Origin of the sequence: Pelomonas sp. Root1237 (assembly GCF_001425055.1) — a bacterium.
GTDB lineage: Bacteria > Pseudomonadota > Gammaproteobacteria > Burkholderiales > Burkholderiaceae_C > Pelomonas.
On record NZ_LMDK01000017.1, the window covers coordinates 504,700 to 525,699 of the forward strand.

At 66.6% G+C, this 21,000-nt stretch carries 21 protein-coding genes; 18 read left to right on the forward strand and 3 right to left on the reverse strand.

The genetic code is table 11. The features are described 5' to 3' along the window. Positions 1-85: 85 nt before the first annotated feature. The gene (locus ASC91_RS20245) at positions 86-2,275 is read left to right on the forward strand and encodes a TonB-dependent receptor (protein WP_056200930.1); all 2,190 of its coding nucleotides are present in this window, start codon (positions 86-88) and stop codon (positions 2,273-2,275) included. 114 nt (positions 2,276-2,389) lie between these two features. Here ASC91_RS20245 and ASC91_RS30380 read toward each other — a convergent pair whose 3' ends face one another. Continuing rightward, positions 2,390-3,058 (reverse strand): PEP-CTERM sorting domain-containing protein, encoded by a 669-nt coding sequence (locus tag ASC91_RS30380; protein WP_082532845.1) that lies wholly within the window; start codon positions 3,056-3,058, stop codon positions 2,390-2,392. Positions 3,059-3,152: 94 nt separating this feature from the next. Here ASC91_RS30380 and ASC91_RS20255 point away from each other — a divergent pair, with 94 nt between their 5' ends. From ASC91_RS20255 to ASC91_RS20315, 13 genes are all read left to right on the forward strand, one after another. After that, positions 3,153-4,640 carry a sigma-54-dependent Fis family transcriptional regulator gene (locus ASC91_RS20255; protein WP_056200946.1) on the forward strand — a complete coding sequence of 496 codons (1,488 nt, stop codon included), beginning with the start codon at positions 3,153-3,155 and terminating at the stop codon, positions 4,638-4,640. A gap of 24 nt (positions 4,641-4,664) precedes the next feature. Continuing rightward, positions 4,665-5,018, forward strand: a complete 354-nt coding sequence (locus ASC91_RS20260; protein WP_056200949.1) for a hypothetical protein — start codon at positions 4,665-4,667, stop codon at positions 5,016-5,018. A 196-nt stretch (positions 5,019-5,214) separates the two neighbouring features. Then, positions 5,215-6,414, forward strand: a complete 1,200-nt coding sequence (locus tag ASC91_RS20265; protein ID WP_056200954.1) for a substrate-binding domain-containing protein — start codon at positions 5,215-5,217, stop codon at positions 6,412-6,414. Positions 6,415-6,506: 92 nt separating this feature from the next. After that, a complete protein-coding gene (locus tag ASC91_RS20270) occupies positions 6,507-7,250 on the forward strand; it encodes an ABC transporter ATP-binding protein (RefSeq protein ID WP_056200957.1) in 744 nt (247 codons plus the stop codon). After that, positions 7,247-7,981, forward strand: coding sequence for an ABC transporter ATP-binding protein (locus tag ASC91_RS20275; RefSeq protein WP_056200961.1), 735 nt, complete (start codon positions 7,247-7,249; stop codon positions 7,979-7,981). The genes ASC91_RS20270 and ASC91_RS20275 overlap by 4 nt, the downstream gene beginning before the upstream one ends. Positions 7,982-8,660: 679 nt before the next feature. After that, the gene (locus ASC91_RS20280; RefSeq protein WP_056200963.1) at positions 8,661-9,635 is read left to right on the forward strand and encodes a branched-chain amino acid ABC transporter permease; all 975 of its coding nucleotides are present in this window, start codon (positions 8,661-8,663) and stop codon (positions 9,633-9,635) included. Further along, entirely contained in the window at positions 9,632-10,714 is a 1,083-nt protein-coding gene (locus ASC91_RS20285; RefSeq protein WP_056200967.1) for a branched-chain amino acid ABC transporter permease, read from the forward strand. The genes ASC91_RS20280 and ASC91_RS20285 overlap by 4 nt, the downstream gene beginning before the upstream one ends. After that, positions 10,711-11,553 carry an alpha/beta fold hydrolase gene (locus ASC91_RS20290; RefSeq protein ID WP_056200971.1) on the forward strand — a complete coding sequence of 281 codons (843 nt, stop codon included), beginning with the start codon at positions 10,711-10,713 and terminating at the stop codon, positions 11,551-11,553. Before ASC91_RS20285 ends, ASC91_RS20290 begins: the two co-directional genes overlap by 4 nt. A 60-nt stretch (positions 11,554-11,613) precedes the next feature. Continuing rightward, the gene (locus ASC91_RS20295) at positions 11,614-12,384 is read left to right on the forward strand and encodes an ABC transporter ATP-binding protein (RefSeq protein WP_056200974.1); all 771 of its coding nucleotides are present in this window, start codon (positions 11,614-11,616) and stop codon (positions 12,382-12,384) included. 118 nt (positions 12,385-12,502) lie between these two features. Further along, positions 12,503-13,216, forward strand: a complete 714-nt coding sequence (locus ASC91_RS20300) for an ABC transporter ATP-binding protein (protein WP_056200976.1) — start codon at positions 12,503-12,505, stop codon at positions 13,214-13,216. A gap of 26 nt (positions 13,217-13,242) precedes the next feature. Then, the gene (locus ASC91_RS20305) at positions 13,243-14,439 is read left to right on the forward strand and encodes an ABC transporter substrate-binding protein (RefSeq protein ID WP_056200978.1); all 1,197 of its coding nucleotides are present in this window, start codon (positions 13,243-13,245) and stop codon (positions 14,437-14,439) included. Positions 14,440-14,599: 160 nt separating this feature from the next. Next, positions 14,600-15,487, forward strand: coding sequence for a branched-chain amino acid ABC transporter permease (locus ASC91_RS20310; RefSeq protein ID WP_056200980.1), 888 nt, complete (start codon positions 14,600-14,602; stop codon positions 15,485-15,487). After that, entirely contained in the window at positions 15,484-16,467 is a 984-nt protein-coding gene (locus ASC91_RS20315; RefSeq protein WP_056200982.1) for a branched-chain amino acid ABC transporter permease, read from the forward strand. Before ASC91_RS20310 ends, ASC91_RS20315 begins: the two co-directional genes overlap by 4 nt. Here the strand turns inward: ASC91_RS20315 and ASC91_RS20320 are convergent. Continuing rightward, the gene (locus ASC91_RS20320) at positions 16,400-17,311 is read right to left on the reverse strand and encodes a DMT family transporter (RefSeq protein WP_056201347.1); all 912 of its coding nucleotides are present in this window, start codon (positions 17,309-17,311) and stop codon (positions 16,400-16,402) included. The two genes, ASC91_RS20315 and ASC91_RS20320, sit on opposite strands and share 68 nt — an antisense overlap. 102 nt (positions 17,312-17,413) lie before the next feature. On the opposite strand from ASC91_RS20320, the gene ASC91_RS20325 reads away from it, so the two are divergent. The 3 genes from ASC91_RS20325 to ASC91_RS20330 all read left to right on the forward strand — a co-directional run bounded on the left by ASC91_RS20325 (position 17,414) and on the right by ASC91_RS20330 (position 19,800). Beyond that, positions 17,414-18,316 carry a helix-turn-helix domain-containing protein gene (locus tag ASC91_RS20325; protein WP_157281870.1) on the forward strand — a complete coding sequence of 301 codons (903 nt, stop codon included), beginning with the start codon at positions 17,414-17,416 and terminating at the stop codon, positions 18,314-18,316. 78 nt (positions 18,317-18,394) lie between these two features. Then, entirely contained in the window at positions 18,395-18,541 is a 147-nt protein-coding gene (locus ASC91_RS29630) for a hypothetical protein (protein WP_157281872.1), read from the forward strand. A 122-nt stretch (positions 18,542-18,663) separates the two neighbouring features. Continuing rightward, positions 18,664-19,800 (forward strand): response regulator, encoded by a 1,137-nt coding sequence (locus ASC91_RS20330; RefSeq protein ID WP_056200986.1) that lies wholly within the window; start codon positions 18,664-18,666, stop codon positions 19,798-19,800. Positions 19,801-19,963: 163 nt separating this feature from the next. On the opposite strand, the gene ASC91_RS20335 is transcribed toward ASC91_RS20330, so the two are convergent. Continuing rightward, positions 19,964-20,326, reverse strand: a complete 363-nt coding sequence (locus tag ASC91_RS20335) for a helix-turn-helix domain-containing protein (RefSeq protein WP_082532846.1) — start codon at positions 20,324-20,326, stop codon at positions 19,964-19,966. 63 nt (positions 20,327-20,389) lie between these two features. On the opposite strand from ASC91_RS20335, the gene ASC91_RS20340 reads away from it, so the two are divergent. Beyond that, complete coding sequence (locus ASC91_RS20340; protein WP_056200988.1) at positions 20,390-20,947, forward strand: carboxymuconolactone decarboxylase family protein; 558 nt, start codon at positions 20,390-20,392, stop codon at positions 20,945-20,947. Positions 20,948-21,000 lie beyond the last annotated feature (53 nt).

Here is a 21,000-nt window from a genome sequence, read left to right on the forward strand (position 1 = left end):
TGCCTGTAACTCGCCCCGACTTGGCGCGGGCATGGCTTTTGCGCTTTCTCTCCTGGTTCCGAACACAACAACCAGGAGACAAGCCATGACCCGACGCCTGCCGGCGCCCTCGCCGCTGCATTTCGCCATCCTCGCCACGCTGGGCGCCACGATCGCTCTGCCGGCAGCCGCACAAAGCGCAGTCGAGCCGGCGGTGACGACGCTGGAGGTCGTCAAGGTCACGGCGCGCAAGCGGGAGGAGTCGCTGCAGGACGTGCCGGTGGCGGTCACGGCGCTGACCGCCGACCAACTCGACAAGCTGGCCATCAAGGATCTCGGCGACCTGCAGGGCCAGGTGCCCAACCTGACCATCTACGCCGCACGCGGCAGCAACACGACCATCACGACCTTCATCCGCGGCGTCGGCCAGGCCGACCCGCTGTGGGGTGTGGACCCCGGCGTGGGCATCTATTTCGACGACGTCTACATCGCCCGGCCGCAGGGCGCGCTGCTGGATGTGTACGACGTGCAGCGCGTGGAGGTGCTGCGCGGCCCGCAGGGCACGCTGTACGGCAAGAACACGATTGGCGGCGCGGTGAAGTACGTGTCCAAGCCGCTCCCCACGACGACCGAGGGCTCGGTGACGCTGGCGGTCGGCAGCTATGGCCAGGTGACGGCCAAGGGCGGCGTGGGCACGGCCGTCAATGACGGCCAGATCCGTTTCCGTGTCGCCGGCGCCAGCCTGAACCGCGACGGCTACGGCAAGAACCTGACCGATGGCAGCCCGGTCAGCGACCAGAACACGACGAGCGGCCGCATCTCGGCCGGGTGGTTCCCGACCGGCTCGAGCTTCAACGCCCAGGTTTCGGTGGACCGCACACGCGACGACTCGCACATGCGCGGCTTCCAGCGCCTGAACGTCAGCGCCTTCGACCCCGCCAAGACACCGCCCACCCCGGGCCGCTACGACATCGCGACAGGCATGCCCAATGCCAACGGCACCAGCAGCGAGGGCGAATCACTGACGTTGAACTGGGGCGCCAGCGAGGCCTGGAGCCTGAAGTACATCCTGGCGCATCGCGCTTCTGACACCAGCACCTCCATCGACTTCGACGGCCTGCCCAACAGAACAGCCGACGTGCGCGCCGAGTACCACGACAGCTCGCAGAGCCATGAGCTGCAGGCCATCTACGAAGGCCAGAACAGCTCGGGCGTTGTCGGTGTCTACTACTTCGACGGACGCGCCGGCGGCACGGTGCGCAACAATTTCTTCAACCTCTCATTCGGTACGACCAACGGCCTGGTCTACACCGAGGGCAAGGCCGTCTTCGGCGACTGGAGCTGGCGCCTGAGCCCGGCCTTCAGCGTCAGCACGGGACTGCGCTACACCAAGGAGGACAAGCGCGCCGTCGTGCTGAACCAGGCCTTCGCCAACGATCAGTTCAGCGGCACGCCCATCGCCGTGCCGGCCAATTTCGACAAGAGCCTCTCGGTCAGCAACACCTCACCGCGCCTGTCCCTTGAATACAGGGCCAGCAAGGAGATCAAGCTCTACACGACAGCCTCGCGCGGCTTCAAGAGCGGCGGCTACAACATCCGCGCCAACACCGTGGCGTTCCCGTCTTCGGGCAGGCCCTTCGCCGACGAGAAGCTCGACTCGCTGGAACTGGGCGCCAAGATGATCCTGGACGGCGGCCGCCTGGAGCTGAACACGGCCCTGTTCCACAACAAGTACAAGAACGTGCAGCTCTCGGTGTTCACGAGCTACACCCAGGCCAACGGCCAGCCCGGCTTCTTCGGCGACTTCACCAATGCCGGCAAGGCGACCGTGCAGGGCGCCGAGGTCGAGTTCCTGTGGATGCCGACCCCCGCCTGGCGCATCAGCGGCAACCTGGCCACGCTGGACGCCAAGTACGACGAATACATCGACCGCGGCGTCAACGTGGCCGACCAGAAGAAGTTCACCAACACGCCCAAATACCAAGCGGGCCTGAACATCGAGCACAACGCAAAGCTGGCCATGGGCACGCTGCGCTCGCGGCTGGGCGTCACCCACCGCAGCAAGGTCTACCCGACGACCGACCTGTCCGAAGCGCTGGCCCAGGATGCCTACACGCTGGTCAACGCCGGCCTGATCTGGGAGAAGGACGCCAAGCTGAGCTTCTTCCTGCAAGGCAGCAACCTGACCAACAAGGCCTACAAGACCGACGGCTACAACATCGCCGCGCTCAGCGTGCTGAACGCCTACTACGGCCCGCCACGCACGTTCACGATTGGCGGGACGTTCAAGTTCTGATTCAGAAGGGCCCCCGCGGCCCATCTGATGCTGTCGGCCCCCCGCGCATCACCGGGCGCCTGCATGAAAAAACCCGCCTCACGGCGGGTTGATCGTCAGCGCGGGATCGGCTCCTCAGGCGCGACGGCGGCGCGAGCTCGCCAGACCCAGCAGGCTCATCCCCACCAACGCCAGCGTTGCGGGCTCCGGCAGGACGCCGCTGCGGTTGTAGTTGACGCCCGTGGGATCGTCCATCGTGTTGCAGCCAGCGCCGAAGCTCTGGCAGTGCAGGCTCAAGCCACCACCGGTGCGGGTGTAGTTGGCCGCGAAGGAGATGGTCGACTGCAGGGGCGCGCCGGCCCAGAAGAACAGGTCGACCTCGACGGAGTCGGCGATATTGCCCAGGTAGTTTTCGGTCCAGCCCGACAAATTGACGGACGGGCCGCTTGCGATCACGTAGTTCGGATTGACCAGATTCGCCACCCAGCCCGCCGGCAGAGTCGAAAGGCCAGGGCCGGCGAAGGGACCGGCACCCGTATCGCCGACGATGAAGAACTCGACCGTCGTCGTCGGTCCGCAACCTCCGCAACCTTGCGTGATCACCCAGCCCGCGAATGCCGCAGGGGCGGCGAACAGCGAAGAAGCCAGCAGCGAAGCTGCAGCAACGAATTTCATGAACTTGGTCATACCCCCACCCCATCTATTTGTAAAAGCCACATCGGCAATGGGTGCGCTTGCAAGCATCGAGCCAAGACAGAAAACCCTATAAGAATCATTAACTTGCTCAAGTATTTCGGTATGCATCTTCACAGTGTGTCAAATTGTTCGACAACCTCGGATGCGGGGGGCGCAGCATTGGCGACCTGCGGTTGACGGCCGCGTTACATTGCCCGTCGCCATGCCGTTGAGCCCACCCTCAGCCACTCCCCTCGACATCCCCCAGGACGTCGACGGGCTGTTGCGCCTGGCCGCCCAGTCGATGTTCGACGTGCTGGCCCGGTCGACCGAAGGGATGATGGTCGTCGACCGCAACCACCGGGTCGTCTGGATCAGCGACGGCTACAAGCGCTTCCTGCCGGCGCTGGGGTTCACCGACGAGCATGAGTTCGTCGGCAAGCGCGTGGAGGACGTGGTCCCCAACACGCAGATGCTGCAGGTGCTGGAGACCGGAAAACCGGTGCTGGTGGATCTGCTGACCAACAAGGCCGGCACCTTCCTCGTCAGCCGCCTGCCGCTGCGCAACGACGCCGGCGAGGTCATCGGCGCGCTGGGCCTGGTGCTGCTGGATCACCCCGAGACGACCATGCAGCCGCTGATCCAGAAGTTCGCGCGGATGGAGCAGGAACTGGAGGACACGCGCCGCCAGCTCGCCGCGCAGCGCCGGCCCAAGTACACGATTGCCAGCTTCATCGGCACCAGCCCCGCGGCGCTGGAGGTCAAGCGCCAGGCCCGCCGCGTGGCGCAGACCGACTCGACGGTGCTGCTGCTCGGCGAGACCGGCACCGGCAAGGAGCTGATGGCCCACGCCATCCACTCGGCGTCGCGCCGCGCGCACCGGCCGCTGGTGGGCGTCAACATCGCCGCCGTGCCCGAGACGCTGCTGGAGGCCGAGTTCTTCGGCGTCGCGCCCGGTGCCTACACGGGCGCCGACCGCAAGGGCCGCGACGGCAAGTTCAAGCTGGCGGATGGCGGCACGCTGTTCCTCGACGAGATCGGCGACATGCCGCTGGCGTTGCAAAGCAAGCTGCTGCGCGTGCTGCAGGAGCAGGAGGTCGAGCCTCTGGGTAGCAACACGGTGCTGCGCGTCGATGTGAGAGTGATTGCCGCCACCAGCCGCGACCTGGCCGCCATGGTCGCCGCCGGCCAGTTCCGCGCCGACCTGTACTACCGCCTCAACGTGCTGCCCATCCGCGTGCCGGCGCTGCGCGAGCGCCTGGACGACATCGAGGCGCTGGCCGAGGCCCTGGGCGAAGACATCGCCCGGCGTAGCGGCATGCCGCAAAAGCTGCTGAGCCCCGATGCCATCGAGTGGCTGATGCAGCAGTCCTGGCCCGGCAACATCCGCGAGCTGCGCAACACGCTGGAGCAGGTCAGCCTCATGAGCGACGACATGCAGCTGACGGCGGCCACTTTCCAGGGCGGCTCGGCGTTGCCGACCTCCGTGCCCGCGCCGGTACCTCAGCCCGCCGCCCCGGTCATGACCACGGCCCAGGCCGTTGCGCCTCTGCCCGAGCTGATCGAAGCCCTGGAACGCGACGCCATCGCCCGCGCGCTGCAGGCCACTGGCGGCAACCGCATGGCGGCGGCCCGGCTGCTGCAGATCTCGCGGGCGTCGCTGTACGAAAGGCTGGCGAGGTGGCCGGAGCTGGAAGGTAAAGAGGCCTGACACAGGCGCTTCGCGGACCCGGCCATGCACATCCACAAGGATCCGCTTCCGAAGGGCTACAGCTTCGTGCTTCGCTCCAGCCAGCTCGAACGCGCGTTCGAAGCCGCGGGAATTCGCACCGAAACCTCGCTCTGGCACACCAGCTCCAACAGCTTCGTCATTGCACGTTTCGTGCTGCCGAATCCGAATGTGGCTCACGAACGGTTCCACATCTCGGCCGGCATCGTTCCCGCGGCTCGTGCGCGTGAGACCCGCGAGCGCCTCGAAGCCACGGTCATACCGCAGCTGATTGCCTGGGCCAACAGCGTGCTTGGGTTGCCAGCGAATTCCACGCGACGCGACAAGCAGCGATTCGAGGTGGACCTGTCCAGGCTCTGACGCTCGATCTGGAGAGTCTGAATCTCAGGCGACGTCCAAATCCTGGACACTCAACTTGGCGGTTTCGACCCCAAACCTGGTAGCAACCCGAAGAGAAAACCGCCCCGGCGACCCTTCCCCGCCGGGCACGGCCCTTGCACAAAGGGAAGACACCGTCTGCCGACAGAGCAGACCCGAACTTCAGGAGACAAGCCCCATGCGTCACACCACGCGCCGCTTTGCCCTCGCCGCCGCCGCCCTCGCGGTCGCCCTGCCCGGCATCACTCTCGCGGCCGGCAACGAAATCCGCATCGCCCACGTCTACAGCAAGACCGGCCCGCTCGAGGCCTACGGCAAGCAGACGCAGACCGGCTTCATGATGGGCCTGGACTACGCCACCGGCGGCACCATGACCGTCGCAGGCAAGAAGCTCGTCGTCATTGAGAAGGACGACCAGGGCAAGCCCGACGTGGGCAAGAGCCTGCTGGCCGCGGCCTATGGCGACGACAAGGCCGACCTCACCGTCGGGCCCTCGTCCAGCGGCGTGGCGCTGGCCATGCTGCCGGTGGCCGAGGAGTACAAGAAGATCCTGCTGGTGGAGCCCGCCGTGGCCGACTCCATCACCGGCGACAAGTGGAACAAGTACATCTTCCGCACCGGCCGCAACTCGTCGCAGGACGCCATCGGCAACGCAGTCGCCTCCGACATCCAGGGTCTCAACATCGGCATCCTGGCCCAGGACTACGCCTTCGGCCGCGACGCCGTGAAGGCCTACAAGGAAGCGCTGAAGAAGGCCAAGATCGTCCACGAGGAATACCTGCCCACGGCGACGACCGACTTCACCGCCGGCATCCAGCGCCTGGTGGACGCGCTGAAGGACAAGCAAGGCCCCAAGGTCATTGCCGTCGTGTGGGCCGGCGCCACGCCGCCCTTCGGCGCGCTGGCGGCCCTGGACCTGCAAAAGCGCTACGGCATCGGCGTCGGCTCGGGCGGCAATATCCTGCCGGCCATGACCGCCTACAAGCAGTTCCCGGGCATGGAGGGCGCGACGTACTACTACTTCGGCATCCCGAAGAACCCGGTCAACGAGTGGCTGGTGGCCAACCACTACAAACAGTTCAAGAACCCGCCTGACTTCTTCACGGCCGGCGGCATGAGCGCGGCGATTGCGCTGGTGGAAGCGCTGAAGAAGACGGGCGGCGACACGGCGACCAACAAGCTCATCAAGACGATGGAAGGCATGAGCTTCGAGACGCCCAAGGGCAAGATGACCTTCCGCGCCGAAGACCACCAGGCGATGCAGTCGATGTACCACTTCAAGATCAAGGTGGACCCGGCCTTCCCCTGGGGCGTGCCCGAGCTGGTGCGCGAGATCAAGCCGGAAGAGATGCAGGTTCCGATCAGGAACAAGCGCTAAGCCACCCAAAGGCAAGCACGGAGGCACAGGGACGCGGAGAAAACCCTCCGTGCTCAGCTTCTCGTGACCCGGTTGCATTTCCTCTGCCGCCCATGCTCGAAACCAAGAACTTGACGATCCGCTTCGGCGGCCATGTGGCCGTCGACAGCGTGTCGTGCGCCTTCCAGCCCGGCACGCTGACGGCCATCGTCGGGCCGAACGGCGCGGGCAAGACGACCTACTTCAACCTGATCTCGGGCCAGCTGCCCGCGAGCAGTGGCGAGGTCTGGCTGGATGGCGAGGACCTGACCAAGCTGCCGGCGCCGGTGCGCACGCGCCGTGGCCTGGGCCGGGCGTTCCAGCTGACACAGCTGTTCGCGCACTTGACCGTGCTGGAGAACGTGCGCCTGGCTGTGCAGGCGCGACATGGCAAAGGCTTGCACATGCTGTCGGTGTGGCTGTCGCACAAGGAGCTGATAGCCGAGGCGCACGCCATTCTTGACCGCGTGCGGCTCGCCTCACGCGCCGACGATCTGGCCGCCAGCCTGCCGCATGGCGACCAGCGCAAGCTCGAAGTGGCCATGCTGATTGCACTCGACCCCAAGGTCTATCTCTTCGACGAACCGACGGCCGGCATGAGCGTGGACGAGGTGCCTGTGGTGCTGGACCTGATCCGCGCACTGAAGGCGGAGAAGAAGCACACGCTGCTGCTGGTGGAGCACAAGATGGACGTCGTGCGCGAGCTGGCGGACCGCATCATCGTGCTGCACCAGGGCAAGCTGGTGGCCGATGGTGACCCGGCCACGGTGATTGCCTCGCCCATCGTGCAAGAGGCTTATCTGGGGGTGGCGGCATGAACCTTCTGGAGTTGCACGGGGTTCATACCCACGTCGGGGCGTATCACATCCTGCATGGCGTGGATCTTGCCGTGCCGGCTGGTCAAGTCACGATGCTGTTAGGCCGCAATGGCGCCGGCAAGACGAGCACGCTGCGGACCTTGATGGGGCTGTGGACGGCGAGCGCGGGCTCGGTGCACTTCAAGGGCGAGGACATCACCAAGCTGGCGACGCCGGACATTGCGTCGCGCGGCATCGCCTACGTGCCGGAGACCATGGGCATCTTTGGCGAGCTGAGCGTGGCGGAGAACCTGCTGCTGGCGGCCCGCTCGGCCAAGCGGTTGGCGGATTTGGATGCTCAGCGGCTGGACTGGCTGTTTGGCTTGTTCCCGGCGCTGAAGACGTTCTGGCAGCACCCGGCGGGCAAGTTGTCGGGCGGGCAGAAGCAGATGCTGGCGATTGCCCGCGCCATGATCGAGCCGCGCGAGTTGCTCGTCATCGACGAGCCCAGCAAGGGGCTGGCACCGGCCATCGTGCAGAACCTGATCACGGCGTTGCGGGAGCTGAAGAAGAGCTCGCAGACGACGGTGTTGCTGGTGGAGCAGAACTTTCGAGTCGCCGCTGAGTTGGGCGATTCGGTTGCGGTGATGGATGACGGGCGGGTGGTGCATTGCGGTTTGATGCGCGAGTTGATTGAGGATTCGTCGCTGCAGCAGCGGTTGCTCGGGTTGTCGTTGGGGGCGCATCAATGAGTGCGGCTTCGGTTTTGGTTGCTTTGGCGGCGAGTGCGCGTGCCCGCTGCATTGCCGGGAGTCCGTCCCGGCGGCCGGGTAACTTTCTTCTGCGGGGCCAGAAGAAAGTCACCAAAGAAGAGGCCCTGAACCGCACACCAGCACCACATCTGAACCGCACACCAGCACCACATGCACAAGCTGCGCCGTGCAACAGCCACTCGGTGATTGGGCAGACGCGACCCGCTGCGCTCTCGCTGCTGTCCCTGTCACCAGCACCATCCATCACACCACCTGCCCGCTTAACGCCGGCTGCACGCCGAGCTCACCAGGAATGCCAAGACAGCGGCGCTCGGGCGCCGCATCCGGCCGCTTCTACGCACCAGACCCGTCGCCCCAGCGACGTCGCGTTCGTATTCACTGATAAGCCCGGCGTGCAGCCGGCGTTAACCGGCGTGAAGGGGCGAGCCATGGCGCTCGTCATAGGGACAGCAGCGAGAGCGCAGCGGGTCGCGTCTTGCCGCAATGCCAGCGGATGTTTTCGCGCGCTGCTCGTGGCGTCGTCGCGATCGTGTGCGGTTCAGGGCCTCTTCTTTGGTGACTTTCTTCTGGCCCCGCAGAAGAAAGTTACCCGGCCGCCGGGACGGACTCCCGGCAATGCAGCGAGCGGTGACGCTCTCCGCAAGAGCAACCCACAAGCATGAAGCTCGACCCCCGACCCCTCGCGCTCCTCGCAGCCATCATGCTGCTCGCCCTACCACTCACCGGCAGCCCCAGCACCTGGCTCAACCTGACTCTGGCCGGCATCGCCATGGGTCTCATCATCTTCGTCATCGCCTCCGGCCTGACGCTGGTCTTCGGCCTGATGGACGTATTGAACTTCGGCCACGGCGTCTTCATCGCCCTCGGCGCCTTCACGGCCACCACGGTGTTAGCAGCCCTCGCCCCATGGGCCACTTCACCGGATGTGGCAAGCAACCTCGCCGCACTCGCCGCCGCCTGCCTCGCCGGCATGGCCATCGCCGCTGCCGTGGGCGTGGTGTTTGAGCGCGTATTGGTCAGACCCGTTTACGGCCAGCACCTGAAGCAGATCCTCATCACCATGGGCGGCATGATCATTGGCGAGGAGCTGATCAAGGCGACCTGGGGTGCCCAGCTCATCCCGCTGCCCATGCCCGATGCGCTGCGCGGCATCTTCCTGTTCGGTGACGTCGCGGTCGAAAAGTTCCGCGTGCTGTCCATGCTCATCGGTATCGCGGTCCTCATCGCACTGCTGCTGGTGCTGAACCGCACCAAGATCGGCCTGCTGATCCGCGCCGGCGTGCAGGACCGCGAGATGGTCGAGGCGCTGGGCTATCGGGTGCGGCGCCTCTTCGTCGGCGTCTTCGTGGCCGGCGCCGCGCTGGCGGGCCTGGGCGGCGTGCTGTGGGGCCTGGTGCAACAGGGCGTCACGCCGCAGATCGGTGCCCAGGTCAACCTGCTGCTCTTCATCGTCATCATCATCGGCGGCCTCGGCTCGACGGTGGGTTGCCTGGTCGGCGCGCTGCTGGTCGGGCTGGTCGCCAACTACGCCGGCTTCATTGCGCCCAAGGCGGCGCTGTTCTCCAACATCGGGCTGATGGTCGCCATCCTGCTGTGGCGCCCGCAAGGCCTCTACCCGGTGGGCGCCAAATGATCCGCGCGCTCCTCTCCCACGACCTGCCGCGCAGCCGCATCCTCGGCGCGCTGTTGATCGCCTGCTTCGTCGGCCTGCTCGGTGCGCCCTTCATCTTCCCGGGCACGCAGGCGCTCAACGTCGCGGCCAAGATCCTCGTATTCGTGCTGCTTGTCGCCAGCTACGACCTGCTGCTGGGCTACACCGGCATCGTCAGCTTCGCGCACACGATGTTCGTCGGCATCGGCGCCTATGGCATCGCCATCGCATCAGCGCGGCTGGGTGCGGATTGGACGTCGCTAGGCATCGGCTTCCTCGCTGCGCTCGTATTGAGCGCCGTGCTGGCGCTGGCGATGGGACTGGCCAGCCTGCGCGTGAAGGCCATCTTCTTCGCCATGATCACGCTGGCCGTGGCCTCGGCCTTCATGACACTGGCGTCGCAACTGAGCGACTTCACCGGCGGCGAAGACGGCCTGAACTTCCAGTTGCCCGACGTGCTGCGGCCCTCGACCGAGTTCATGGACGACCCTTTCCTCGGCGTCATGCTCGACGGCCGCCTGCTGACCTACTACCTGCTCTTCGTCGCCGTCGCCGCCCTCATCGCGCTGCTGCTGCGCATCGTCAACTCGCCCTTCGGCCGCGTGCTGCAGGCCATCCGCGAGAACGAGTTCCGGGCCGAGGCGATCGGCTACCGCACGGTGGTCTACCGCACCGGCGCCAACGTCATCGCGGCGCTGCTGGCCTGCTGCGGTGGCGCGCTGCTGGCGCTGTGGCTGCGCTACACAGGCCCAGAGACCGCCATGAGCATGGAGATCATGCTGGACCTGCTGCTCATCGTCGTCATCGGCGGCATGGGCACGGTCTACGGTGCCGTCATTGGCAGCGTGCTCTTCATCGTCGCGCAGAACTACCTGCAGGCCCTGCTGAAGATCGCCGGCTCGCTGGTCGACGGCGTGCCGGTCTTGAGCACGCTGATTTCGCCCGACCGCTGGCTGCTGTGGCTGGGCCTGCTCTTCGTACTGGCCGTCTACCACTTCCCCGGCGGCATCGTCGGGCGGCTGCGGCTGGCGGCGTGGACGCATGGGAGGGCCAAAAAATGAGATCGCGCTACGTCAACTGCCTGGGTCGCGAGATGCACGTCACCGAGTGGGGTGACGCAAGCTCGCACACCGTCGTTGCCTGGCACGGCCTCGCGCGCAGCAGTCGCGACTTCGACGACCTCGCCGCCGCCCTGAGCGCCCGCTGGCACGTCGTTTGCCCCGACACCCTGGGTCGTGGTCTTTCGCAATGGGCGGTGGACCCGGCCCGCGAATACTGCCTGGAGTTCTATGTCGAACAAGCCGAAGCGCTGCTGGATCAGTTGGGCTTGCAGAAGGTGCATTGGGTGGGCACGTCCATGGGTGGCGCCATCGGCACGCTCGGCGCAGCCACCCAGCTGCGCGGCCGCATCAAGCGCCTTGTGCTGAACGACAACGGCCCCGAGCTGGCAGCCTCGGCGCTGACACGCATCAAAGCCTACGCCGGGCAGCCGCCCAGCTTTGCAACGGTGACTGAGCTGGAGGTCTATTTCAGAGAGATCTACGCGAGCTTTGGTGATCTGTCCGACACGCAATGGCGCCATCTCACCGAAACCTCGCTGCGCCGCCTGCCCGATGGCCGCGTGACAACGCACTACGACCCAGCCCTGGTGCAGCAGTTCGATCACCATCCCGACGACTACGAGCTGTGGGCTGCTTGGGACCAGCTCGACCTGCCCGTGCTCTGCCTGCGCGGCGAGGACTCGACGCTGTTGACCGCGGAAACGGCGCAGGCCATGCGCGAGCGCGGCCCGCGTGCTGCGGTCGCGCTGATCCCCGGCTGCGGCCATGCACCGGCCTTGAACACACCCGAGCAGATTGGCTTGATCGAGCGTTTCCTCTCCGCGGACCAGACCCCGTGAATGCCCGTAAGCCAGCGTCATGCTTGAAGGCCTAGAGTCGCGCAGCTAACCCGGAAGTCCATGAGCGAATACATCCTCGAGACCCAGGACCTGACCAAGGAGTTCAAAGGCTTCACGGCCGTGGACGCCGTGAACCTGCAGGTGCATCGTGGCCACATTCATGCGCTGCTAGGCCCCAACGGTGCGGGCAAGACGACCTGCTTCAACTTGCTGACCAAGTTCCTGACGCCGACGCGTGGCCGCATCGTCTTCGCCGGCGCCGACATCACTGGCGAGACCTCGGCGCAGATCGCGCGGCGCGGTGTCATCCGGTCGTTCCAGATCTCCGCCGTCTTCCCGCATCTCACGGTGCTGGAGAACGTGCGCATCGGCTTGCAGCGGTTCACCGGCACGAGCTTCCATTTTTGGAAAGGGCTGACGGGCCTGAAGACGCTGGACGCCAAGGTGCTGTCGTTGCTGGAGCTGGTGGACCTGCGCGACATGGCCGCCGTGAAGGCCGCCGACCTGCCTTATGGCCGCAAGCGTGCGTTGGAGATCGCCACGACGATGGCGATGGAGCCGCAGTTGATGCTGCTTGACGAGCCGACGCAGGGTATGGGGCACGAGGACGTGGACCGCGTGACGGCTTTGATCAAGCGCGTGGCTGAAGGGCGCACCGTGCTGATGGTGGAGCACAACATGAAGGTGGTAGCGAGCATTGCGGACCGGATTACGGTGCTGGCTCGTGGCGCTGTTCTGGCCGAAGGTGATTACGCGACGGTGTCGAAGCATCCGGCGGTGCTGGAGGCTTATATGGGTACGGATGCTGCCGAGTTGCAGGGGGCGCATTGATGGTGCTGCTGCGCGCTGTTGTTGGTTGCTTGGCTGAGAGCGTGGTTGCTCGCTGCATTCCACCGAGCACACGCGCTCTTCGCAAGAGCAACCTGCCGCACCGAGCGAGGTGACACCCATGGCAACGCCCGCACTCGAAATCCAAAACCTCCACGCCTGGTACGGCGAAAGCCACATCCTCCACGGCATCAACCTGTCAGTCCAACCCGGCCAGGTCATCACCCTGCTCGGCCGCAACGGCGCCGGCCGCACCACCACGCTGCGCGCCATCATGGGTTTGACGGGAGCAAGAAAAGGCTCCATCAAGATCCACGGCGAAGAGACCATCGGCCTGTCCACGCACCGCATCGCCAACCTCGGCATCGGCTACTGCCCCGAGGAGCGCGGCATCTTCGCCAGCCTGTCGACCGAAGAGAACCTGCGCCTGCCGCCGCCGCTGAAAACCAAGCGCGGCAAGGTCATGAGCGAGACCGAGATCTACGCGATGTTCCCCAACCTCGCCGAGCGCAAGAACAGCCCCGGCACGCGCCTGTCCGGCGGCGAGCAGCAGATGCTGGCCGTCGCCCGCATCCTGCGCACGGGCGCCGACATCCTCTTGTTGGACGAGATCTCGGAAGGCCTGGCCCCCGTCATCGTCCAGGCCCTGGCCCGCATGATCCGCACGCTGAAGAGCCAGGGCTTCACCATCGTCATGGTGGAGCAGAACTTCCGCTTCGCCGCGCCCCTGGCCGACCATTTTCTAGTCATCGAGCACGGCGAAGTCGTGCTGTCCTTCCCCGCAGCCGACCTGCCGGCCCACCAGGCCCAGATGGACGAGCTGCTCAGCGTTTGAATCCAAACAACCCACCGGAGACAACCATGAAAAAGACCCTCATTGCCGCCGCGCTCGCCACCTGCGGCCTTGCCGCCCAGGCCCAGATCTCGGGCGACGTCATCAAGATCGGTTTCCTGACCGACATGTCCAGCGTCTATGCCGACATCGACGGTGCCGGCGGTGTCGAGGCGATCAAGATGGCCATCGCCGACCTCAAGGGTGTGGCCGCGGGCAAGAAGGTCGAGCTGATCTTTGCCGACCACCAGAACAAGGCCGACGTCGCCTCCGCCAAGGCGCGCGAGTGGATGGACACGCAAGGGCTCGACCTGCTGGTGGGCGGCACCAACTCGGGCGTCAACTTGGCCATTGCCACCGTAGCCGCCGAGAAGAAGAAGCCCTTCATCTCCATCGGCGCCGGCAGCTCGGCCCTGACGAATGCCAATTGCACGCCCTACACCATCCACTACGCCTACGACACCGTGGCCCTGGCCAACGGCACGGGCGCCGCGGTGACCAAGGCCGGCGGCAAAACCTGGTTCTTCCTGACCGCCGACTACGCCTTCGGCGCGGCCCTGCAGGCCGACACGGCCGCCGTCGTACAGAAGAGCGGCGGCACGGTCAAGGGCAGCGTCAAGCACCCGCTGAACGCCAACGACTTCTCCAGCTTCCTGCTGCAGGCACAGGGCTCCGGCGCGCAGATCCTCGGCCTGGCCAACGCGGGTGGCGACACCATCAACACGATCAAGGCCGCCAACGAGTTCGGCATCACCAAGGGTATGAAGCTCGCCGGCCTGCTGATGTTCATCAACGACGTGCACTCGCTGGGCCTGAAGACGACCGAGGGCATGTACCTGACCGACTCCTGGTACTGGAATCAGAGCCCCGAGGCCCGCGCCTGGAGCCGCCGCTTCTTCGACAAGATGAAGCGCATGCCCTCGTCGCTGCAGGCCGCGGACTACTCGGCCGTGACCCACTACCTGAAGGCCGTCGACGCCACCAAGACCGACGACGCCGACAAGGTCATGGCCAAGATGAAGGACACGCCGATCAACGACTTCTACACCAAGGGCACCATCCGCAAGGAAGACGGCCGCGGCATCCACGACATGTTCCTGATGCAGGTCAAGTCGGTGAAGGAATCGACCGAGCCCTGGGACTACTACAAGGTCGTGACGCGCATCCCGGGCGACGAGGCGTTCACCAAGCTCGCGGACAGCAAGTGCCCGCTGGTGAAGAAGTGAACGTGAACCCCTCGCCCAGCCCCGCGCTGCTGGACGCGCGCGTTTCTGGTCGGTCCCCCGAGGGGACGCCGATCTATGCCGGCGAGAGCCGGCATCGACATCGGCCCTGGCCGCCCTTGGGAGCGGCCCGGCGGGCGTCCAGGGTCTGAACACGATTGCCATGACAGAAATCTTCGGTATTCCGCTGCCGGCCCTCTTGGGCCAGCTGCTGCTCGGCCTGGTCAACGGCTCGTTCTACGCGATGCTGTCCCTGGGCCTGGCGGTCATCTTCGGCATGCTCAACATCATCAACTTCGCACACGGGGCGCTGTACATGATGGGAGCTTTCTTCGCCTGGATGGGGCTGGAATACCTGGGGCTGAACTACTGGCTCATGCTCGGTCTCGCGCCGCTCGCGGTCGGCCTCATCGGCATCGTCATCGAGCGCACGATGCTGCAGTGGCTCTACAAGCTGGACCACCTCTACGGCCTGCTGCTGACCTTCGGCATCACCCTCGTCATCGAAGGTGTGTTCCGCAGCGTCTACGGTGTGTCGGGCCAGCCTTATCAGGTGCCCGACGCGCTGCAGGGTGCCACCAACCTCGGCTTCATGATCCTGCCCAACTACCGGGCCTGGGTCGTCGTCGCGTCCCTCATCGTGTGTTTCGCTGTGTGGGCGCTGATCGAGAAGACGTCGCTGGGCGCCAAGCTGCGCGCCGGCACCGAGAACCCCAAGCTCGTGCAGGCATTCGGCATCAATGTGCCGCTGATGGTCACGCTGACCTATGCCGGTGGCGTGGCCCTCGCGGCATTCGCGGGCGTGCTGGCTGCGCCCATCCTGCAGGTGTCGGCGCTGATGGGGACCAACCTCATCATCGTGGTGTTCGCGGTGGTGGTGATCGGCGGCATGGGCTCCATCCTTGGCTCCATCCTGACCGGGCTTGGGTTGGGCATCGTTGAAGGGCTGACCAAGGTCTTCTATCCCGAGGCGTCCAACACGGTGGTGTTCGTCGTCATGGCCATCGTGCTGCTCGTTCGCCCGGCCGGCCTGTTCGGCAAAGAAAAATGAACAAGAAAGTCCTCGGCTACGCCGCGCTCTTCGTCGCTATCGCACTGCTGCCAGCGTTCGGCGTCTATCCCGTCTTCGTGATGAAGGTGCTCTGCTACGCGCTGTTCGCCTGCGCCTTCAACCTGCTGGTGGGCTTCACGGGCCTGCTGTCCTTTGGCCATGCGGCCTTCCTGGGCACCGCGGCCTATGTGACCGGCCATGCGCTCAAGGTCTGGGGCCTGCCGACGCCGGTGGGCATCCTCGTCGGCATGGCGGGCGCGGCCGGTGTGGGCCTGCTGTTCGGTCTGCTGGCCATCCGCCGCTCGGGCATCTATTTCTCGATGATCACGCTGGCCCTGGCGCAGATGCTGTACTTCTTCTTCCTGCAGACCCCCTTCACCGGCGGGGAAGACGGCCTGCAGTCGGTGCCGCGCGGCAGCTTCCTGGGCCTGCACCTGGAAAACGACCTGGTGCTGTTCTACGTCGTTCTGGCCATCTTCATCGCCGCCTTCTGGCTGATCTACCGCATCGTCCACTCGCCGTTCGGCCAGGTGCTGACGTCCATCCGCGAGAACGAGGCCCGCGCCACGTCGCTGGGCTACGACACCGGCCACTTCAAACTGCTGGCCTTCGTGCTATCGGCCGCGCTGGCTGGCCTGGCCGGTTCCACCAAGACGCTGGTGCTGGGCTTCGCAACGCTGACCGACGCGATCTGGACCACCTCAGGCCTCGTCATCCTGATGACGCTGGTGGGCGGCATGGGCACGCTGGTCGGCCCCATGGTGGGGGCGCTGGTCATCATCGCGCTGGAGAACAAGATCGGCGACTTCGGCAATTGGCTGGGCGAGCTGACCGGCGTGACCTGGTTCAACAGCCTGGGCGAATCCGTCAGCCTCGTCACCGGGCTGATCTTCATCGTCTGCGTGCTGGCCTTCAGGCGCGGGCTGGTGGGTGAGGCGATGGCGCTGCTGGAGCGCAAGCCGAAGCAACCCGCTTCCTGAACACCAGCACATTGCCCGCCATCACCAGCACCAGCCCGGCGAGCGCCGGCGTCGTCCACTCGTAGCCCTCCACCCAGGCCGACACGTTCAGCGCGACGACCGGGAACAGCACCGTGCTGTAGGCGGCCCGCTCGGGACCGAGGCGGCCCACCAGTGTCAGGTAGGCCGTGAAGCCGATGACCGAACCCGGGATAGCCAGGTACAGCAGCGCGCCGAGGTAGCGGGTGCTCGCGTCGAACGCGAAAGGCACGCCGGCCAACAGCGCATAGCCCGTCAGGATCGCCGTGCCCACCGCCATGCCCCAGGCGTTGGTCTGCACCGGTTTCAGGCCCTGCTGCTGCAGCGCGGCCGACAGCAGGTTGCCGGTCGAGAAGCACAGCGTGCCACCCAGCGCCCAGGCCAGGCCGGCCAGGCTGGCGTGGCCACCACGGATCTCGGGCCAGAACAGCAGCACCAGCCCCGTCAGGCCGAGCGAGCCACCCGCCAGGACCTGGGGCGCGATGGCACGGCCATGAACAAGACGCGCCAGCAGCGCGTTCCACAGCGCCGCGCTGGAAAACACGACCGCCACCAGGCCGCTGGCCAGCGTCTGGCTGGCGTTCAGGAAACAGACGAAGTTCAGGCAGAACAGACACAGTCCCTGGGCGAGCACCCAAGTGAGCGCCCGCCCACGCGGCACGACGAGCTGGCGCCGCCAGGCCAGCCAGGCGAACAGCACCAGGGCCGCGAGGCCGAAGCGGTAGGCGATGGACAGCGCAATCGGCACGGGGCCCAGTTGCCACTTCAGGGCGATCCAGGTCGTACCCCAGATCAGCACGACGAGCAGGTAGAGGAAGGCATTCATGCCCGCCATCGTGGCGCCGCGGGCGGCCGTGCGATTGCATATTCCTGCGCATCGTCGGCCTCAGGCCGGCATGGGGAAGGGCTTAGCACCTAGCATCGCTGCATGCTCGACCTGACCGCCGGCGCCACGGCCCACCAGCCCGTCTTCGACGTGCTGGGCCGCTCCAGCGCGCGCCGGGAACGTGAGCTGACGCTCGCCGACGACCTGCGCCTGGTGCAGTGGTGCAACGACGGCGGGCGCATGGACTACCAGCGGCCCGGCCACCACACCCTGTCGGTCTATCTGCAGGGCGGACACGACACCCACCTCATCGAGACACCCCGCGAGACCGGCTCGCCCGGCTGCCACTGCATCCTGCCAGCCGAGCACGAGTCGCGCTGGAACGTGGCCGGGCCGCTGCGCTTCGTCCACCTCTACCTGTCGGACGACGCCTGGGCCGACCGCATCGTCCGCCTGCTGGACGCCGAGCCCCGCGCCATCACGCTGGAGCAGCGCATCTTTGGCGAGGACGCCACACTTGCCGCCTGGGCCCAGGGCGTTGCCAGGTACGACTGGCAGGACCCCGCCGAGCGCCTGCGCATCGATGCGCTGAGCCAGGCCGCGCTGGATCACCTCGTGCTGCAGGCCGCCCGGCCGCGGCTGCGTGAGCGAGCCGAACGCTCGCCGGGTGGCTTGTCCGGGGCGGCGCGGCGTCGGGTGCTGGACTTCGTTGATGCCCACCTCGACAGCGCCGAGTTGAGCCTGCCCCGGCTGGCCGCCCAGGTCCACCTGTCCGAATTCCATTTCGCCCGCATGTTCCGCGTCTCCATGGGCTGCAGCGTGCACGACTGGGTCGCCGCCCGCCGCCTGGACCGCGCCCGCACGTTGCTGCGCGACACCGCCCTGCCCCTGGCCGACGTCGCCGCCGCCTGCGGCTATGCCGGCGCCAGCCATTTGACCCGCCACGTCAAGGGCGCCCTGGGCGCTACGCCGGGCCAGTACCGGCGCACCATGGGCTTGCGCTGACTGCTGCCAGTACGCCGTCAGCATTCACTGGCGAGTTAGGGGGAGCGTCCGGCGGCGACATGGCTCACTATCCAGGCCATGGCCACGTCAGCCCGCTTCAAGTTCACCGCCACGCTCGTGGTGTCGGTGCTGGCGTGCGTCCTGACGCTTTTCGTGCCCGGCGAGGACGACGCGCCCGGCAGCGCGACCCACACTGCCGGCCTGTTGCCGCCGCCCCAGCGCTGAATTCCAGCCGCCAAGGCGTGACAAACGGCGCCACCTGGGCCTTCCTCGAAAGGCCTGTTCGCGAAGCGGACACTCACTGGCCCGATGATGTGCGACTTTGAAGTAGCGCACGTCCCCCGAAGATGAACGAGCTGTTGACCTGGCCCCTGGCCGCCGTGGCGGTCGCCGTCGTGCTGTTCCTGCTGTGGCTCGGCCGACGCCGGCAACAAAAGTCCCGTGCCGACGCCCGGCGCCGCGAAGCCGAGCGCCTCACGCTGGCACGGGCCGAATATGCGACTCGCGCCCCGCGCGTACCCGCCGAATCCGCCCGCCAGCAGGCCGACGATCAGGCCCTGCGCGAGGTCGAGGCCGCCGTGTCCCAGCGCCTGGGCCAGCAGCGTGCCGAGGAAGAACAGCTGGAGGCCGAGCGGGCACGCGTCGAGCACGAAGAAGCCCTCCGCTTCGAGGCCCAGGCCCGGCGCCTGGCAGAACAACGTGCCGAGACACAACGGCGCGAAGCCGACGAGCAGGCCGCCCGCGAGGCCGCCGAAGCTGCAGAGGCCGAACGGCTGGCGCAGGAACGCGCCGAGGCTGAGCGCCTCGCCCAGGAAGCCGCCGCTCGCGAAGCCGAAGCACGCCGCCTGGCCGACCTGAAAGCCCAACAAGAGGCCGAAGCCGAACGCCAAGCCCGCGAACAGGCCGCCCGCGAGGCTGCCGAGCTGCAACGCCTGGAGGACGAACGCGCCGCCCGAGAAGCCGAGGCCCTCAGGCTGGCCGCCGAGCAGGCCGAGGCCGAGCGCTTGGCTGCCGCCCGGCGCCGGGCGGAGGAACAGGCCGCGCGGGAAGCCGCTGAAGCTGCTGCTGCTGCCGCGGCGGCCCTGGCCACCCGCGAACTGCGGGCCGACGAAACCCTCGTCCTCGTTGCCGACGATTCCAAGATCGTGCGCGTCAAGATCAGCCGCCTGCTGACGGGTCAGACCTATCGCGTCGCGCTGGCCGAGAGCGGCGAGCAGGCACTGGAGTTGATGGCCGCCGAGCTGCCGCACCTCTTGATCACCGACGTCGAGATGCCCGGCATCGACGGCTTCGAGCTGACCCGCCAGGTGCGCGCCGCCGCTGTGACGGCCGACCTGCCCGTCGTCATGATCACGTCCTCCGACGACAAGCAGGCCGAGGCCGCCGCCGCCGGTGTGACCCAGCTGCTGGGCAAGCCCTATTCGGAAGAGGCGCTGATCGCCGCCATCGAGCGAGCCCGCCTCGCCGTCCGGGTGCCGGCCTAAATGGTGTGCCCCTCGCTCAGTCTTGCGCGCTGAACGCGAGCAAGCCTGATCGGTCCCCCGTGGGGACGGCGATGCTTACGGCATCCAGCCGCAAGCACATCGCCAACGCGGGCCGGCTCGGGAGCGGCCCAGCGCTCGGCCCGAACGCCCCGACCGTTCCTGATCATCGCGGCGTCGTGTTTCGCTGCACCTCGCGCGCCCAACGCGGCGCCCATTGCAGCAGCGGCTCGATCGCCAACAGCAGTGAGCGCCCGTGGGGCGCCAACCGATAGCCACTGCCTGCGTCATGCTCGACGAGCAGGGCCTCGCGCAACTCCGCCAGGCGCTGGTTCAGCACCGAGGCCGACAAGTCACCACAGGCGGCCTGCAGCGCTCTGAAGTTCAGGCTGGCGTCCTCGGCGCGCAGCTCCCACAGGATGCGCAGCGTCCAGCGGCGGTGGAAGAGTTCCAGCGCGGCGTTGATCGCATCCTTGCCCGAGGCGGGCGCGTCCGCCATGGCCAGCTTTGCGAGGCGTTTTGTCGTCATGCTTTGATTTTAGAAGCAAGCTCGGCTAGAGTTCGCCTACCGCAACGCTTCTAAATTCGAAGCATGAACACTCACACACCTCGCATTGCCCCGCAAACCCTGCCGCTGCCGCTCGATCTCGCCGAGCGCATGAACCGCCTGCTGCCGGCTGGCATGCCGCCGCCGCAGATCTTTTTGACCGTGGCGCGCCACGGCGAGCTGTTCAAGGAGATGGTGGACACCGGCTTCCTCGGCCCCACCGGCCTGGCCGACCGCAAGCGCCTGGCACCCATGCTGCGCGAGGCCGTCATCCTGCGCACCTGTGCCACGGCACGCTGCGACTACGAGTTCAACCTGCACGAGCAGACGATCTCGCGCCGCATGGGCCTGAGCGATGCGCAGATCGCCGACCTGCGCCAAGCCAAGCCCGATGCAGCGCTGTGGACGCCCGAGCTGGCGGCCGTGTTCCAGCTGGTCGATGGTCTCGTCCAGCACCTGGACGTCGACGACGCGACCTGGGCCAGGCTGCGCCGCCATTTCGACGAGGCCGCGCTGATCGAGATCACGCAGCTGGTTGGCCACTACACCGGCGTGGCGATGCTGGCGGCCCTGGCAAGGCCGGCTCCGGACAGCTATCGATAGCTATCGCTGGGGTCTCGCCCACGCCGCCGAACGCAGCTATCGTCAGGTGCCAT